At 63.1% G+C, this 14389-nt stretch carries 15 protein-coding genes; 9 read left to right on the top strand and 6 right to left on the bottom strand.

Translation table 11 applies throughout. The features are described from left to right. Positions 1-29: 29 nt before the first annotated feature. Together KF707C_RS22055 and KF707C_RS22050 are read right to left on the bottom strand one after the other, a co-directional pair. Positions 30-986 carry a hypothetical protein gene (locus KF707C_RS22055; RefSeq protein WP_036991754.1) on the bottom strand — a complete coding sequence of 319 codons (957 nt, stop codon included), beginning with the start codon at positions 984-986 and terminating at the stop codon, positions 30-32. An 8-nt stretch (positions 987-994) separates the two neighbouring features. After that, positions 995-2710: a proline--tRNA ligase gene (locus tag KF707C_RS22050; RefSeq protein WP_003449429.1), complete on the bottom strand. Its 1716-nt coding sequence runs from the start codon at positions 2708-2710 to the stop codon at positions 995-997. A gap of 158 nt (positions 2711-2868) precedes the next feature. Here KF707C_RS22050 and KF707C_RS22045 point away from each other — a divergent pair, with 158 nt between their 5' ends. Continuing rightward, a complete protein-coding gene (locus KF707C_RS22045; protein WP_051050695.1) occupies positions 2869-3234 on the top strand; it encodes a PaaI family thioesterase in 366 nt (121 codons plus the stop codon). Between the two features lie 90 nt (positions 3235-3324). On the opposite strand, the gene KF707C_RS22040 is transcribed toward KF707C_RS22045, so the two are convergent. Further along, positions 3325-4647, bottom strand: a complete 1323-nt coding sequence (locus KF707C_RS22040) for an OprD family porin (protein ID WP_003449425.1) — start codon at positions 4645-4647, stop codon at positions 3325-3327. Between the two features lie 713 nt (positions 4648-5360). On the opposite strand from KF707C_RS22040, the gene KF707C_RS22035 reads away from it, so the two are divergent. Continuing rightward, positions 5361-5786, top strand: coding sequence for an HIT family protein (locus tag KF707C_RS22035; RefSeq protein WP_003449422.1), 426 nt, complete (start codon positions 5361-5363; stop codon positions 5784-5786). A 3-nt stretch (positions 5787-5789) separates the two neighbouring features. Further along, positions 5790-5996 (top strand): SlyX family protein, encoded by a 207-nt coding sequence (locus KF707C_RS22030; RefSeq protein WP_003449421.1) that lies wholly within the window; start codon positions 5790-5792, stop codon positions 5994-5996. A gap of 45 nt (positions 5997-6041) precedes the next feature. Here KF707C_RS22030 and KF707C_RS30175 read toward each other — a convergent pair whose 3' ends face one another. From KF707C_RS30175 to KF707C_RS22015, 3 genes are all read right to left on the bottom strand, one after another. Further along, positions 6042-6647, bottom strand: a complete 606-nt coding sequence (locus KF707C_RS30175; RefSeq protein ID WP_036991761.1) for a cold-shock protein — start codon at positions 6645-6647, stop codon at positions 6042-6044. A 149-nt stretch (positions 6648-6796) separates the two neighbouring features. Continuing rightward, positions 6797-7864, bottom strand: coding sequence for a GGDEF domain-containing protein (locus KF707C_RS22020; protein ID WP_003449418.1), 1068 nt, complete (start codon positions 7862-7864; stop codon positions 6797-6799). A 105-nt stretch (positions 7865-7969) separates the two neighbouring features. Beyond that, positions 7970-8440, bottom strand: coding sequence for a Dps family protein (locus tag KF707C_RS22015; RefSeq protein WP_003449416.1), 471 nt, complete (start codon positions 8438-8440; stop codon positions 7970-7972). A gap of 476 nt (positions 8441-8916) precedes the next feature. Here KF707C_RS22015 and aspS point away from each other — a divergent pair, with 476 nt between their 5' ends. The 6 genes from aspS to ybgC all read left to right on the top strand — a co-directional run bounded on the left by aspS (position 8917) and on the right by ybgC (position 14389). Further along, a complete protein-coding gene (gene aspS / locus KF707C_RS22010; RefSeq protein WP_036991750.1) occupies positions 8917-10692 on the top strand; it encodes an aspartate--tRNA ligase in 1776 nt (591 codons plus the stop codon). 62 nt (positions 10693-10754) lie between these two features. Then, positions 10755-11504 (top strand): YebC/PmpR family DNA-binding transcriptional regulator, encoded by a 750-nt coding sequence (locus KF707C_RS22005; protein WP_003449412.1) that lies wholly within the window; start codon positions 10755-10757, stop codon positions 11502-11504. A gap of 134 nt (positions 11505-11638) precedes the next feature. Then, entirely contained in the window at positions 11639-12163 is a 525-nt protein-coding gene (gene ruvC, locus KF707C_RS22000) for a crossover junction endodeoxyribonuclease RuvC (protein WP_003449410.1), read from the top strand. A gap of 21 nt (positions 12164-12184) precedes the next feature. Continuing rightward, positions 12185-12790, top strand: a complete 606-nt coding sequence (gene ruvA, locus KF707C_RS21995; RefSeq protein WP_003449409.1) for a Holliday junction branch migration protein RuvA — start codon at positions 12185-12187, stop codon at positions 12788-12790. Positions 12791-12796: 6 nt separating this feature from the next. Continuing rightward, complete coding sequence (ruvB, locus tag KF707C_RS21990; protein WP_003449408.1) at positions 12797-13849, top strand: Holliday junction branch migration DNA helicase RuvB; 1053 nt, start codon at positions 12797-12799, stop codon at positions 13847-13849. 93 nt (positions 13850-13942) lie between these two features. Beyond that, positions 13943-14389: a tol-pal system-associated acyl-CoA thioesterase gene (gene ybgC / locus KF707C_RS21985; RefSeq protein WP_003449407.1), complete on the top strand. Its 447-nt coding sequence runs from the start codon at positions 13943-13945 to the stop codon at positions 14387-14389.

The raw sequence follows: 14389 nt of genomic DNA, 5'->3' as shown, positions 1-14389 counted from the left end.
GGGGAGGGATCGGATTCCCTCCCGGTTCGTCACTCCGAATCGCCCGGATCCGCAGCCAGGCGGCCGGCGTCCTTCATTAGCGAGTGGAGGAATTCCTTCTGCAGTTCCGGATCGTTGCGCGTCAGCTCGATCAGGCTTTGCTCCAGTTCGCTGGCCTCTTCTTCCAGGCCTAGTTCCGACAAGCGTTTGACCCGGTGTACCCACTGCGCGACTTCGTCGTCCTCGAGGTCCTCGAAGATCAGTGCGTGGGCTTCCGACAGCTTGCCGCGCAGTGAGCGGCTGATGCCCAGGGTCGCGTCGGCGCGGGCGCTGTCCTGGTCATCCGAGACGCTCAGGTGCAGCGTGCCCACGCGGCTCACCTCTTCATCGGCGAAGGGGCTGTCCAGCAGGTTCAGGCGCAGGATGCCATTGCGGTCGGTCAGCAGCTCATGGCTTCGACTGCCCAGCTTCACCAGCACGGGGCGTTCCGCCCAGGGTTGGCTGGTGTACTCCATCCTCTTGTCCAGCTGCTTCTCGTCGATGCCGGCGAGGTTCTGCTCCGAGCGGCCGTTGGACTCCACGTTCATCGCCGGGTTGAGGCCAGCGAAACCGTAGCTGATCCAGTCCTTGGTGGCGGTGTCGGGCAGGCTGCCCAGCAGCACCACGTTGAGCACGTTGGCACCGACGCCGGCCACCACCGCTACCGCACCCAGCGGAACCTCGTAGAGCTCGCGCCAGGGCTGGTAGGGCGTGTAGCGGTCGTAATGACGACTGACCTCGAACTCGGTGACCTCGAAGGTCTTCTGTTCGTTGATGCGGACACGTCGTTGCGGGAGTTCCAGCACCTGGGGTTCGCCCACGTCGATCTGCAGGCTGTGGCTGAGAAGCTTGCGCTCGACGCGCTCCTCGTGTTCGCTGCGCTGCGGCAGGTGGTTGGCACAACCACTGACGAAGAGGGCGCCGCACAGGGCGGCACCCACTCGGATTAGGGAACTACGCTTGGACATGTTCTCGATCAGCGATTCACGCGGGCGGTGATGAAGGAAACGACGTCGGCGACCGGAACGGCCTCGCTGTCGGTTTCGCGACGGCTCTTGTACTCCAGGTTGCCGTCGGCCAGGCCGCGCTCGCTCACCACGATGCGGTGGGGAATGCCGATCAGCTCCATGTCGGCGAACTTGACGCCGGGGCTGGTCTTCTTGTCACGGTCGTCCAGCAGCACGTCGACGCCCGCCGCCCGCAGTTCGGCGTAAAGCTTGTCGGTGGCTTCCTTGACGGCCGGGGTCTCGTACTTGAGGGGAACCAGGGCGACCTGGAAGGGTGCCAGGGCCGCCGGCCAGAGGATGCCGCGATCGTCGTAGTTCTGCTCGATGGCGGCGGCCACCACGCGGGATACGCCGATGCCGTAGCAGCCCATGGTCAGGGTGACGGGCTTGCCCTGTTCGCTCAGCACGTTCAGCTTCATGGCTTCGCTGTACTTGGTGCCCAGCTGGAAGATGTGGCCCACCTCGATACCGCGCTTGATCACCAGGGTGCCCTTGCCGTCGGGGCTCGGGTCGCCCGCGACCACATTGCGCAGATCGGCCACTTCCGGCAGCGGCAGGTCGCGCTCCCAGTTCACGCCGAAGTAGTGCTTGTCATCGATGTTGGCGCCGATGGCGAAGTCGCTCATCAGGGCTACGGAGCGATCCACCACGCAGGGCAGCGGTAGGTTCAGCGGACCGAGGGAGCCGGCACCGGCACCGATGGCCTGGCGCAGCTCGGCTTCGCTGGCGAATGCCAGCGGGCTGGCCACCTGGGGCAGGTTGGCGGCCTTGATTTCATTCAGCTCGTGGTCGCCGCGAACGATCAGGGCGACCAGCTTGCCTTCTTCTGCGCCATGGACCACCAGGGTCTTGATGGTCTTCTCGATGGGCAGGCCGAACTTCTCCACCAGGTCCGCGATGGTCTTGGTGTCCGGGGTGTCCACCAGCGTCAGCTCCTGGGTCGCGGCGGGACGCTCGGACTCGCGGGGCAGGGCTTCGGCCTTCTCGACGTTGGCGGCGTAATCGGAGCTGTCGCTGAAGGCGATATCGTCTTCACCGGACTCGGCCAGCACGTGGAATTCATGGGAACCGGTGCCGCCGATGGAGCCGGTGTCGGCCAGTACGGGGCGGAAGTCGAGGCCCAGGCGGCTGAACACGTTGCAATAGGCCTGGTGCATGCGGTCGTAGGTTTCCTGCAGCGACTCCTGGCTCATGTGGAAGGAATAGGCATCCTTCATCACGAACTCGCGGCCGCGCATCAGGCCGAAGCGCGGACGGATCTCGTCACGGAACTTGGTCTGGATCTGGTAGAAGTTCAGCGGCAGCTGCTTGTAGCTGTTCAGCTCGTTGCGCGCGAGGTCGGTGATCACTTCCTCGTGGGTCGGGCCGACACAGAAGTCGCGATCATGACGGTCTTTCAGGCGCAGCAACTCGGGTCCGTACTGCTGCCAGCGGCCGGACTCCTGCCAGAGTTCGGCGGGCTGCACGGCGGGCATCAGCACTTCCAGCGCACCGGCGGCGTCCATCTCTTCACGGACCACTGCCTCGACCTTGCGCAGCACCCGGAGGCCCATTGGCAGCCAGGTATAGAGGCCGGAGGCAAGCTTGCGGATCATGCCGGCACGCAGCAGCAGCTGGTGGCTGATAACCACGGCATCGGCGGGGGTTTCCTTGAGGGTGGACAGCAGGTACTGACTGGTACGCATGTTTGGCCGTTTTGTCGGTTGCGATGGGTTTGGATGGCTCGGCATTGTACGGCCCTGATCAAGTGGCGTACAGGATTGCGGTCCGTTGGCGGAGGGAGGGTGATGGAGTGAGTCTTACAGCGGAGCAGGTGCAGGCGCTGATCCGGGGTGGCGTGCCGATGGCGGACGATATCGACCTGCGGATCGAGCGGCTGGATGAAACCGGTGCGCTGGCGCGAGTCCCTTTCCAGCCCAGGCTGGTGCGCCCGGGAGGAACGCTTTCCGGTCCGACCCTGATGGCGCTGGCGGATGCGGCCATGTATGCGGTGGTGCTGGGCAGGCTGGGGAAAGTGGAGATGGCGGTGACGTCAAACTTGAATATCAACTTCCTGGCACGACCTCAGCCAGTGGATCTGCTGGCGGAAGCGAGAATACTCAAGTTGGGTCGGCGGCAGGCGGTCTGCGAGGTTTCACTTTATTCGGCGGATGACAGGGATAACCTTGTTGCCCATGTAACCGGGACTTATGCGTTGCCCATTAATTAGTCGATTGATTATTTGTTGATCAATGATGGATAAAAAGAAAGCCCGGCAATGCCGGGCTTTCTTGTATCGAGCTTTTAGCTGATATCCAGATTACAGGATGCTCAGCGGGTACTCGACGATCAGGCGTACTTCGTCCAGGTCGGAATCGAAGGAAGTGGCACGGTGGGTAGCCTGACGCACGCGGAAGGACAGATCCTTGGCGGAGCCTTCCTGAACCACGTACTTGGCCTCGATGTCGCGCTCCCAGTGCTTCTCGTCGTCGCCGCCGAAGTTGCCAGCGTAGACACCGGTCGGGTCCATCTTGGTGCCATCGATGTCGTCACCGGTGATGTAGCGGGTCATGAAGCTCAGGCCGGGAACACCGAACTCAGCCATGTTCAGGTCGTAGCGAACCTGCCAGGACTTCTCGTTCGGGGCGTTGAAGTCGGAGTACTGCACGGAGTTGGCCAGGAAGATGGAGTCGCCGGCGTTCTGGCCGTCCATCGACAGGTAGTCGAACGGCTCGTCGCCGTTCACGCGCTGGTGGGCCAGGGTGAACTTGTGAGCACCGATGGTGTAACCAGCCGACAGGGACCAAGTGGTGTTGTCGATTTCGCCAGCGAGGCTCTTGCCTTCGTCGGAGGTGCGGTAGATGTTGAAGTCGAAGTTCAGGGCCTGGGTGTCACTGAACGGGATGTTGTAGTTCAGGTTGCCGTAGTACTGGCGCCAAACGTCCTGGAACTCGGAACCGTAGACGGTAACGCTGACGTTGTCGGTCAGGGAGTAGCTGCCGCCGAGGTAGTCGACATTCTGGGCGTCTACGACTGCGCCGAAGTCATAGGCCAGGGTGATGCGGCCGTTACGGTCGGTGGAGGCGCTGCCGTCACGAATGGAGGTGAAGTGACCGGCTTCGAGGTTCAGGCCTTCGATCTCGCTGCTCAGGATCTGGAAGCCTTCGGTGGAGCCGGGGAACAGGCGAGCGGTACCTACTGCGAATACCGGGTTGGCCGGCATCAGGTTGCCGTACTTGAACTCGGTGTTAGAGATGCGAGCCTTTACGGCGCCGCCTGCATAGGAGTAGTCATCCTGGGAGCGGCCGTCGCTGCCACGAGGCATCAGGCCGGTACCGGCGGTGCCTTTACCGCTGTTCAGTTTGATACCCAGCATGGCATGGGCATCAACGCCGAAACCTACGGTGCCCTGAGTGTAGCCCGACTGGTAGTCGGCCATGATGCCGTGGGCCCACTCGTTGCGGTAGTTCTGGCCGCCGGGGTTGTTCAGGAAGTTACGGTAGAAGGTGTAGTTCTTGTTCAGAAGAGTAAGGCTGCTGTCGTCGATAAAGCCCTTGGACTCTTCCTGGGCGCTGGCGAAAGCCAGCTGAGTGGTACCGGCGGTCACGGCCAGAGCCAGTGCGCTCCACTTCATCACTTGCATTGTGATTGCTCCTTTGGTTTTAGAAGATTCTCGCCGCTTTCTTATTGGGGTGAAGGCGGTTCTTTCTTTTTGTGTCGGCGCTAACTTATAGCATGACGACAATATTGGCGATAGTTGAAACCTGGTCCTTACGATTTCTTCACAGTGCTGTCGCAAATCGAGAAGGACTGTGTCGCATATCTATAGTTTCGGCCTTGCATCCTTTCATCCCCTATGTATCCGGGACACTTGGCGGGTCGGGGTGATTGGGGTCTGTTCCCGGTCCCGCGTGTGACCTTGGAGCAGATAAGCAACAAGCGTGCACAAAATGCTACGGCTGCCGAAAAAACTTGTATCGCGCCGCGTTGAAGCGGCTTGCGGCGTATCGAGCCGCGAAATGGCTGTATTCCGAGGTGATTGTCTGCCCCGAAATGGAGCGTTCGGTTCGCTCGGCGGCGCTTGACACTGAGGCGCGAATCGCGTGGAAAGACGCTGGGGGCCGCGTCGCTACTGGCGTTGGTAACTGCGGTGTGGCGCTCGGTAACGAGTTGTTAACGCTGCGCGAATCTGGTGCGAGCCGGGTAACGAGGTTGGCTTCGCCTTCCTTATATATAGGAAGGGGCGAGCGTTTCGCTGGGGCTTCGGGCTCGCTATGCTGCGCGGCTGCTTTGAGCTGCGCCCCGTTGCGGGGGGGGTAAGCTCGAATTCCCTAACGTCGAACAGGAGAGGTCAGTATGTTCGCACTGGACCCAAGACTTCAGCAGGACACCCTGCCCATCGGTGATTTTCCCCTGTGCCGGCTGCTGTTGATGAACGACTCACAATATCCCTGGTTCATTCTGGTGCCTCGCTGCGAGGAGGTCAGCGAACTGTTCCAGCTCGGCGTAGAGGATCAGCGGCGCCTTTGGGAGGAAACCACCTTCCTCGCTGAAACCCTCAAGGACACCTTCGGTGCCGACAAGATGAACGTCGCGAGCCTGGGAAATGTGGTGAGCCAACTGCACATGCATGTGATTGTGCGGCGTCGATCGGATGTAGCCTGGCCCGCTCCGGTTTGGGGGCGTCAACCAGCAGTGGCCTATTCGGCGGACGAGGTGTCGGCCATCCGTGCCAAGCTCCGCATGGCGCTCACTGACGATTTCACCTTCGTGGAGGGCTGAACCATGAGCCTTGAGATGCGCATAGCCGATCTGGAGAGTCGCCTGGCCTTCCAGGACGACACCATTCAGGCCCTCAATGATGTATTGGTGGAGCAGCAGCGGATGGTGGAGCGCCTGCAGTTGCAGGTCGCCGCGCTGGCCAAGCGCCAGGAGGAGTTGTTGGGTCAGTTCGGGCCAGTCGATGACGAAACACCACCGCCTCATTATTGAGTCGACGAAAAAGCCGCCCGAAGGCGGCTTTTTCATGTCTGGCGATCAGCGGCGGCCGCTGGGCAGTGCGGCGATCACGTCCTCGGCCTGCAGGCCCTTGTCGCGTTGAATGACCGAGAACTCCACGCGTTGGCCCTCTATCAGTACGCGGTGGCCTTCGCCACGGATGGCGCGGAAGTGGACGAAGATGTCGTCACCCGTATCGCGGGAGATGAAGCCGAAGCCCTTGGAGGTGTTGAACCACTTCACGGTGCCCGTTTCGCGGTTGGACATGTCCTGGGGCAGAGGCGCTGCCTGGGTGGCCTTGCGCAGGTTCAGGGCCAGGTGCAGGGCAATGGCGATGACCAGCGCCAGGAGGCTGGCAAGGACCGCGGGTTGTCCGCCCAGGGAGGGCAGGGGCGCCAGCAGGACCAGGGTCTGGGCGATGACCGACAGGACCAGAAGGGCGGAGACCAGGTTCTGCAGCAGGTCGCGGGGGCCTTTGGGCCACGCGGGCACCACGGGGGCCAGCAGCAGGTTCAGCAGGCCGCAGAATGCCAGGTAGAGCGCATCGGGTCGTTGCAGGTAAGGCAGGGCTTCAGCGCGCAGGCTGGGGATGAACGACAGCAACAAAGCGGCAGCGCCCGTCAACAGATGGACGATTTTCAGTATGTTCAATGGATTCACCTTGAAAGCGAAATCTCTGATGGAAGAGCCGGTTGCGCGGGATGAATAAGGCGCAAAGGCCGGCCTATGCCGCTTGCGGAGTGTCAGCGAGCGGCACGGGCTGTATTTAACAGCAAAGGGCAGGGCTTCTCAAATCAGGCGGTTAGCACCGGCTCGGAGGTCGGAGGGTGCACCTGGTTACGCCCATTTCGCTTGGCTTGATAGAGCGCGTCGTCGGCTCGGGTGATGAAGCTTTCGACAGTGTCGCCCGGTTCTGCGAGTGCCAGGCCGAAGCTGGCGGTAATGGTGTCCAGTACCTGGTCGGTACGGCGGACCTTCACCCGCAGGGCCTGCATCTTGCCGCGCAGTTGCTCGGCGAAGGCCCGCGCGACATCCAGGCCCTTGCAGTCGCGGAGCAGTACGCAGAACTCCTCGCCGCCGTAGCGTCCGGCCATGGCGCGCGGGGGTAGCAGTTCCCGCAGCAATTGCCCTACATGCTGAAGCACGCGGTCGCCCAGCGGGTGACCGAACTGGTCGTTGAACTGCTTGAAATGGTCGATATCCAGCATGACCAGCGCCAGGCCGTCCCGGTTGCCCTTGAGGTGCTGTTCCAGCAGCCGGGTGAAGGCGTGGCGGTTGAACACCTGGGTCAGGCCGTCGAGCGTGGCGGCCAATTGCGCGCGCTCCAGCTGATGACGCAGGTGCTGGATCTCCGACTGCGCCGAACGCAGGCGATAGAGGAACTGCTCCTGCTGTTCCTGCATCAGCTGGGTGCTTTCCTGCAGATGGTTCAGCACGCTCGGGAGGTCGTCGATGATGGGTTCGTGCAGGGCGGCGAGGCCCGCCGCGAGGCTGTTTTGAAAGGACTCGCTGCCCCGGACGCTGCGGTTGACGTCGCCTTCGATGTCGTCCACCAGCTCGATGACTTGCTGTTGGCCCTGGCGGGCTTCTTCCAGCTCGCCGCGAATGATGTATTCACGGAACAGCTTGATGGCGGACTCGGGCGGGAACACATCGAAGTCGCCGGTGATCTTGTCCAGGCGACGGTTGAGCTCCGGTTCCATGCCCTTGCTGTAGGTGTACCAGAGGGCGTAGTGGACCGGGTTCGGTGGAATCGAGTGGCGAACCATGTGCGGCACGGCCTGCTTGAGCAGTTCGGCTGCCTCACGGGTTTCTTCAGGGTAAAGCTCAAGCAGCGACGGTGGTTTCGGAGGCTGGCTCATGCACTTCACTGTGGCAAGGTATCGAATCGCCAGAGCATAGATCAGGCGGGCTTCCGCGCCTAGCGAAAGGCCCGGTTATCCGGGCCTTTTTGATGCGGTCGGGGCTCAGGCAGCCAGCAGGCTGCGGAGCATCCAGGCGGTCTTTTCGTGAACCTGCATGCGCTGGGTCAGCAGATCGGCTGTGGGTTCGTCGCTGACCTTGTCGAGCAGCGGGAAGATGCCGCGCGCGGTACGTACCACGGCCTCCTGGCCCTGGACCAGTTGGCGGATCATGTCCTCGGCACCGGGGACGCCTTCCTCTTCCTTGATGGACGACAGTCGCGCATATGCGGCGTAGGTGCCGGGTGCCGGGAAGCCCAGTGCGCGGATGCGCTCGGCGATGGCGTCGACGGCGAGGGCGAGTTCGTTGTACTGACCTTCGAACATCAGGTGCAGGGTGTTGAACATCGGGCCGGTGACGTTCCAGTGGAAGTTGTGGGTCTTGAGATAGAGGGTGTAGGTGTCGGCCAGCAGACGGGACAGGCCCTCCGCAATGGCTGCGCGATCCTGCTCGGCGATTCCGATGTTGATTTCCATTCAGGTTCTCCTCTGGGTAGCGGCGGCCCGATCCGGGCCCGTAATGGCCGAAGCCTAACACGGGCTCATCGGGATTCGACCTTGCCCTTCATCAATGGATGCGATGGTTAGAAGCGATTGGCCTTTCAGAGGTTCAACGCGTTTTCCAGTGAATCGGCGGACATCGATCCCGCCAGGCCTACCGATTTTCATCGGGCTTCGAGCCTTTCTCCTACCCCCCCCCGGTGGGAATCAGTCCGAGGGGCGCGGAGGGAAGTGTTGGGCTGGAGCCTTCCCGCTAGGCGGGGTGAAGGTGGAAGTCGGCCCGGGCGCAGGCCGCCGGGCGGGCGGCTGCACCCGGGCGATTTACGCTATATAATCCCGCTCTTTGCCGCGAACCCCGGCCCGTTCGGCAGGGGGTTGCACCTCCGCCGGATGATCCGTCGCCTTCGAGGCAGGCGGACGAATTCACGACTCAAGAGAAGCGAAACACGACCATGATGCGCAGCCACTATTGCGGCCAGTTGAACGAGAGCCTGGACGGCCAGGAAATCACCCTCTGCGGTTGGGTGCACCGCCGCCGCGACCACGGCGGGGTCATTTTCCTCGATATCCGTGACCGCGAAGGCCTGGCCCAGGTGGTATTCGACCCGGATCGCGAAGAGACCTTCGCCCGCGCCGACCGCGTTCGTAGCGAGTTCGTCGTCAAGATCACCGGCAAGGTGCGCCTGCGTCCGGCCGGCGCCGTCAACCCCAACATGGCCTCCGGCGCCATCGAAGTGCTGGGTTACGAACTGGAAGTCCTGAACCAGGCGGAGACCCCGCCGTTCCCGCTGGACGAGTACTCCGACGTCGGCGAGGAAACCCGCCTGCGCTATCGCTTCATCGACCTGCGTCGTCCCGAGATGGCCGCCAAGCTGAAGCTGCGCTCCCGCATCACCAGCAGCATCCGTCGCTACCTGGACGAGAACGGCTTCCTCGACGTCGAGACCCCCATCCTGACCCGGGCCACCCCCGAAGGCGCCCGCGACTACCTGGTGCCCAGCCGCACCCATCCCGGCAGCTTCTTCGCCCTGCCCCAGTCGCCCCAGCTGTTCAAGCAACTGCTGATGGTGGCCGGCTTCGACCGCTACTATCAGATCGCCAAGTGCTTCCGCGACGAAGACCTGCGCGCCGACCGCCAGCCGGAATTCACCCAGATCGACATCGAGACCAGCTTCCTCGATGAGCGCGACATCATGGGCATCACCGAGACCATGATCCGCAACCTGTTCAAGGAAGTGCTGGATCTGGAGTTCGGCGAGTTCCCCCACATGACGCTGGCTGACGCCATGCGCCGCTTCGGCTCGGACAAGCCCGACCTGCGTATCCCGCTGGAGCTGGTGGACGTCGCCGATCAACTGAACGCCGTCGAGTTCAAGGTGTTCAGTGGTCCGGCCAACGATCCGAAAGGACGCGTCGCCGCCCTGCGCGTTCCGGGCGCCGCCTCCATGCCCCGCAGCCAGATCGACGACTACACCAAGTTCGTCGGCAACTACGGTGCCAAGGGCCTGGCCTACATCAAGGTCAATGAGCGCGCCAAGGGCGTGGAAGGCCTGCAGTCTCCCATCGTCAAGTTCATTCCCGAGGAAAACCTCAACGTCATCCTCGATCGCGTGGGTGCGGTGGACGGCGATATCGTCTTCTTCGGCGCCGACAAGGCCAAGGTCGTCTGCGACGCGCTGGGTGCCCTGCGTATCCGCCTGGGCCACGACCTGAAACTGCTGACCTGCGACTGGGCGCCGCTGTGGGTCGTCGATTTCCCGATGTTCGAGGAGAACGACGACGGCAGCCTGACCGCCATGCACCACCCTTTCACCTCGCCCAAGTGCAGCCCGGAAGAGCTGGAGGCCAACCCGGCCGGCGCCCTGTCCCGCGCCTACGACATGGTGCTCAATGGCACCGAATTGGGCGGTGGTTCCATCCGTATCCACGACAAGGGCATGCAGCAGGCGGTGTTCCGCGTGCTCGGCATCAGCGAAGACGAGCAGCAGGAGAAGTTCGGCTTCCTGCTCGACGCCCTCAAGTACGGCGCGCCGCCCCACGGCGGTCTGGCCTTCGGCCTGGATCGCCTGGTCATGCTGATGACCGGTGCGTCCTCGATCCGCGAGGTCATCGCCTTCCCGAAAACCCAGAGCGCCGCCTGCGTCATGACCCAGGCGCCGGGCGTCGTGGATGCCAAGGCCCTGCGCGAGCTGAACATCCGGCTGCGCGAACAACCCAAGGCCGAGTAAGTCGAACCAAACCGCGACGGCGCCCAGGGCGCCGTCCGTCAAAGCAGAGTACGGAGTCAGTTATGGCTGGTCATTCCAAATGGGCCAACATCAAGCACCGCAAGGAGCGCCAGGACGCCAAGCGCGGCAAGATCTTCACCAAGCTCATCCGTGAGCTGACCGTCGCGGCCAAGCACGGCGGCGGCAACCCGGCGGACAACCCGCGCCTGCGCCTGGCGGTGGACAAGGCGCTGACCGCGAACATGACCCGCGACACCATCGATCGCGCCATCGCGCGCGGCGCTGGCTCCAACGATGCCGACAACATGGTGGAGCTGAGCTACGAGGGCTATGCGCCGAGCGGCGTGGCCATCATCGTCGAAGCCATGACCGACAACCGCAACCGCACCGCGGCCGAAGTGCGCCATGCCTTCAGCAAGTGTGGCGGCAACCTGGGCACCGATGGTTCCGTGGCCTACATGTTCGACCGCAAGGGCCAGATCAGCTACGCCCCGGGCGTGAACGAAGAGGCCCTGATGGAAGCGGCGCTTGAAGCGGGCGCCGATGACGTGGTCGCCGACGAAGACGGTTCCGTCGAGGTCTACACCACCTTCGCCGACTTCCTCTCGGTGAACGAGGCCCTGACTGCGGCCGGCTTCAAGGGTGACGAGGCCGAAGTGGCGATGATCCCGTCCATCAGTGCCCCGATCACCGACCTGGAAACCGCCCAGAAGGTGCTGAAGCTGATCGACATGCTCGAAGACCTCGACGACGTGCAGAACGTCTACCACAACGCCGAGATCCCCGACGAGATCATGGAGCAACTGGGCTGATAGCCGGCCCGATGCCGAAGCCGGAAGTCGCCTCGCGCGCTTCCGGCTTTTTTGTTTGGAGGCCCCTCCGTATACTCGCGGCTGGATAAATAGACAGTGTGTCGGCGCGGCCGGCACGTGGAGCTTGCGGCGGCATGACCCTGATTCTTGGTATCGACCCTGGTTCGCGAATCACCGGCTACGGCGTGGTGCGCGATACCGGGCGCGGCTGCGAGTATGTGGCTTCGGGATGCATCCGCACGGGTGCGGGCGAGTTGCATGAGCGCCTGCAGATCGTCTTTCGCGGCGTGGGTGAGGTGATCCGGACCTACGAGCCGGTCACCATGGGCATCGAGCGGGTGTTCATGGCCCGCAACGCCGATTCCGCGCTGAAGCTGGGCCAGGCCCGTGGTGCCGCCATCGTGGCCGCCGCCGAGGCCGGACTGGAGATTGCCGAATACACCGCCAGCCAGGTCAAGCAGGCCATCGCCGGCACCGGTGGGGCCGACAAGCAGCAGGTGCAGATGATGGTCATGCACCTGCTCAAGCTGGTGCAGAAACCCCAGATCGACGCCTCAGATGCCCTGGCCATCGCCCTTTGCCATGCCCACCATCGCCAGAGCCTGATCCCCCACGGCCTGGCGACCGCCAAGCGGCGGGGCGGGCGGCTTCGTTTGTAACCTGATTTAAGGACGCTCTTCGTGATTGGACGTTTGCGTGGCAACTTGGCGGAGAAACAGCCGCCGCACCTGATCCTGGACGTCAACGGCGTCGGCTACGAGCTGGAGGTTCCGATGACTACCCTGTATCGCCTGCCGTCCGTGGGCGAGCCGGTCACCCTGCATACCCACCTGGTGGTGCGCGAGGATGCCCATCTCCTCTATGGCTTCTTCGAGAAGCGCGAGCGCGAGCTGTTTCGCGAGCTGATCCGGCTGAACGGGGTTGGGCCGAAGCTGGCCCTGGCGCTGATGTCCGGGCTGGAAGTGGATGAGCTGGTGCGTTGCGTGCAGGCCCAGGACACCTCGACCCTGGTGAAGATCCCGGGCGTGGGCAAGAAGACCGCCGAGCGCCTGCTCGTTGAGCTGAAAGACCGCTTCAAGGCTTGGGAGAGCATGCCGACCATCGCCACGCTGGTGGTGGAACCCCGCGCCGGCGCGGCGGCGCCCAGTGCGGAGAACGACGCCCTGGCCGCCCTGGTCGCCCTTGGTTTCAAGCCCCAGGAGGCCAGTCGCGCGGTGTCCGCAGTCAGGGAAGAGGGGTTGTCCAGCGAAGAGATGATCCGTCGCGCCCTGAAAGGAATGGTGTAATCCCCGATGATCGAAGCCGACCGCCTCATCGCCGCCAGCAGCCGCGACCGCGAGGAACAGCTGGACCGGGCCATCCGCCCGCTGAAACTCTCCGACTACATCGGCCAGCCCGTGGTCCGCGAGCAGATGGAACTGTTCATCCAGGCTGCCAAGGGGCGGGGCGAGGCACTGGACCACACCCTGATCTTCGGCCCGCCCGGACTCGGCAAGACCACCCTGGCCAACATCATCGCCAGCGAGATGGGGGTGTCCATCAAGAGCACCTCGGGTCCTGTGCTGGAGCGCCCAGGCGATCTGGCTGCGCTCCTTACCAACCTGGAAGCGGGCGATGTCCTCTTCGTCGACGAGATTCACCGGCTTTCGCCCATCGTGGAAGAGGTGCTCTATCCGGCGATGGAGGATTTCCAGCTGGACATCATGATCGGTGAAGGTCCGGCTGCCCGCTCCATCAAGCTGGACCTGCCGCCTTTCACCCTGGTGGGTGCCACCACCCGCGCGGGCATGCTGACCAACCCCCTCAGGGACCGTTTCGGCATCGTCCAGCGCCTGGAGTTCTACAGCACCCAGGACCTGACCACCATCGTCGCCCGCTCCGCCGGAATCCTCGGCCTGCCCATCGAGCCCGAAGGCGCATTCGAGATCGCCCGCCGGGCCCGTGGAACGCCGCGGATCGCCAATCGGCTGTTGCGTCGGGTGCGGGATTTCGCCGAGGTGCGCGGCCAGGGACAGATCACCCGGCTCATCGCCGACAAGGCCCTGAACCTGCTGGATGTCGATGAGCGTGGCTTCGACCACCAGGACCGGCGTCTACTGCTCACCATGATCGACAAGTTCGATGGCGGCCCGGTCGGCGTCGATAACCTGGCCGCAGCCATCAGTGAAGAGCGTCACACCATCGAGGATGTGCTCGAGCCCTACCTGATCCAGCAGGGCTACATCATGCGCACGCCGAGGGGGCGGGTGGTGACACGGCATGCCTACCTCCATTTCGGGCTCAACCTGCCTCGTCGCATGGTGGAGAATCCGACGGCCGATCTGTTCGAACCGGGTGACGAATAGCGGGTTTCGCGGTCGAAGCGGACGGCTGGGATGTCGCCTTGAAAAAATCTGTTGCCTGGCCGGATTGGCAACCTTAGGAGTAAGCACTAGAGTATGCGCGCGCAAAATGGGGCCCAGCCTTTTCAGCATCGTTGTCGTGTCTATTACGAGGACACCGATGCCGGCGGCATCGTCTACTACGTCAATTACCTCAAGTTCATGGAGCGGGCTCGAACCGAGCGCCTGCGGAACCTGGGCTTTGCCCAGTCCCAGCTGGCCGGGGAGAACCTGCTGTTCGTCGTGCATTCGGCCGAAGCGCGCTATCACGCGCCCGCGAAGCTGGACGACGAACTGAACGTCAGTGCCGAGGTGATGGAGTTGAACCGAGCCAGCCTGCGTTTTCGTCAACAGGTGAGAAGAGCCGCCGATGACGCCTTGCTATGCGAAGGGCAGTTCCTGGTGGCCTGTGTACGTGCAGACAGTTTGAAACCCCGGGCGATTCCCGAAGCGCTTAAAGAAGCCTTCGCCGCCGACTCGGGTCTATTCCCAGCAGGAGATTAA

Origin of the sequence: Pseudomonas furukawaii, assembly GCF_002355475.1 — a bacterium.
In the GTDB taxonomy this organism is placed as follows: Bacteria; Pseudomonadota; Gammaproteobacteria; order Pseudomonadales; family Pseudomonadaceae; genus Metapseudomonas; species Metapseudomonas furukawaii.
This window is presented reverse-complemented; position numbering and strand designations above follow the sequence as displayed.

Coding starts and splice junctions, on each gene's coding strand:
- KF707C_RS22055 (WP_036991754.1), bottom strand. CDS start 986: ATGTCCAAGCGTAGTTCCCTAATCCGAGTGGGTGCCGCCCTGTGCGGC.
- KF707C_RS22050 (WP_003449429.1), bottom strand. CDS start 2,710: ATGCGTACCAGTCAGTACCTGCTGTCCACCCTCAAGGAAACCCCCGCC.
- KF707C_RS22045 (WP_051050695.1), top strand. CDS start 2,869: ATGGCGGACGATATCGACCTGCGGATCGAGCGGCTGGATGAAACCGGT.
- KF707C_RS22040 (WP_003449425.1), bottom strand. CDS start 4,647: ATGCAAGTGATGAAGTGGAGCGCACTGGCTCTGGCCGTGACCGCCGGT.
- KF707C_RS22035 (WP_003449422.1), top strand. CDS start 5,361: ATGTTCGCACTGGACCCAAGACTTCAGCAGGACACCCTGCCCATCGGT.
- KF707C_RS22030 (WP_003449421.1), top strand. CDS start 5,790: ATGAGCCTTGAGATGCGCATAGCCGATCTGGAGAGTCGCCTGGCCTTC.
- KF707C_RS22020 (WP_003449418.1), bottom strand. CDS start 7,864: ATGAGCCAGCCTCCGAAACCACCGTCGCTGCTTGAGCTTTACCCTGAA.
- KF707C_RS22015 (WP_003449416.1), bottom strand. CDS start 8,440: ATGGAAATCAACATCGGAATCGCCGAGCAGGATCGCGCAGCCATTGCG.
- aspS (WP_036991750.1), top strand. CDS start 8,917: ATGATGCGCAGCCACTATTGCGGCCAGTTGAACGAGAGCCTGGACGGC.
- KF707C_RS22005 (WP_003449412.1), top strand. CDS start 10,755: ATGGCTGGTCATTCCAAATGGGCCAACATCAAGCACCGCAAGGAGCGC.
- ruvC (WP_003449410.1), top strand. CDS start 11,639: ATGACCCTGATTCTTGGTATCGACCCTGGTTCGCGAATCACCGGCTAC.
- ruvB (WP_003449408.1), top strand. CDS start 12,797: ATGATCGAAGCCGACCGCCTCATCGCCGCCAGCAGCCGCGACCGCGAG.
- ybgC (WP_003449407.1), top strand. CDS start 13,943: ATGCGCGCGCAAAATGGGGCCCAGCCTTTTCAGCATCGTTGTCGTGTC.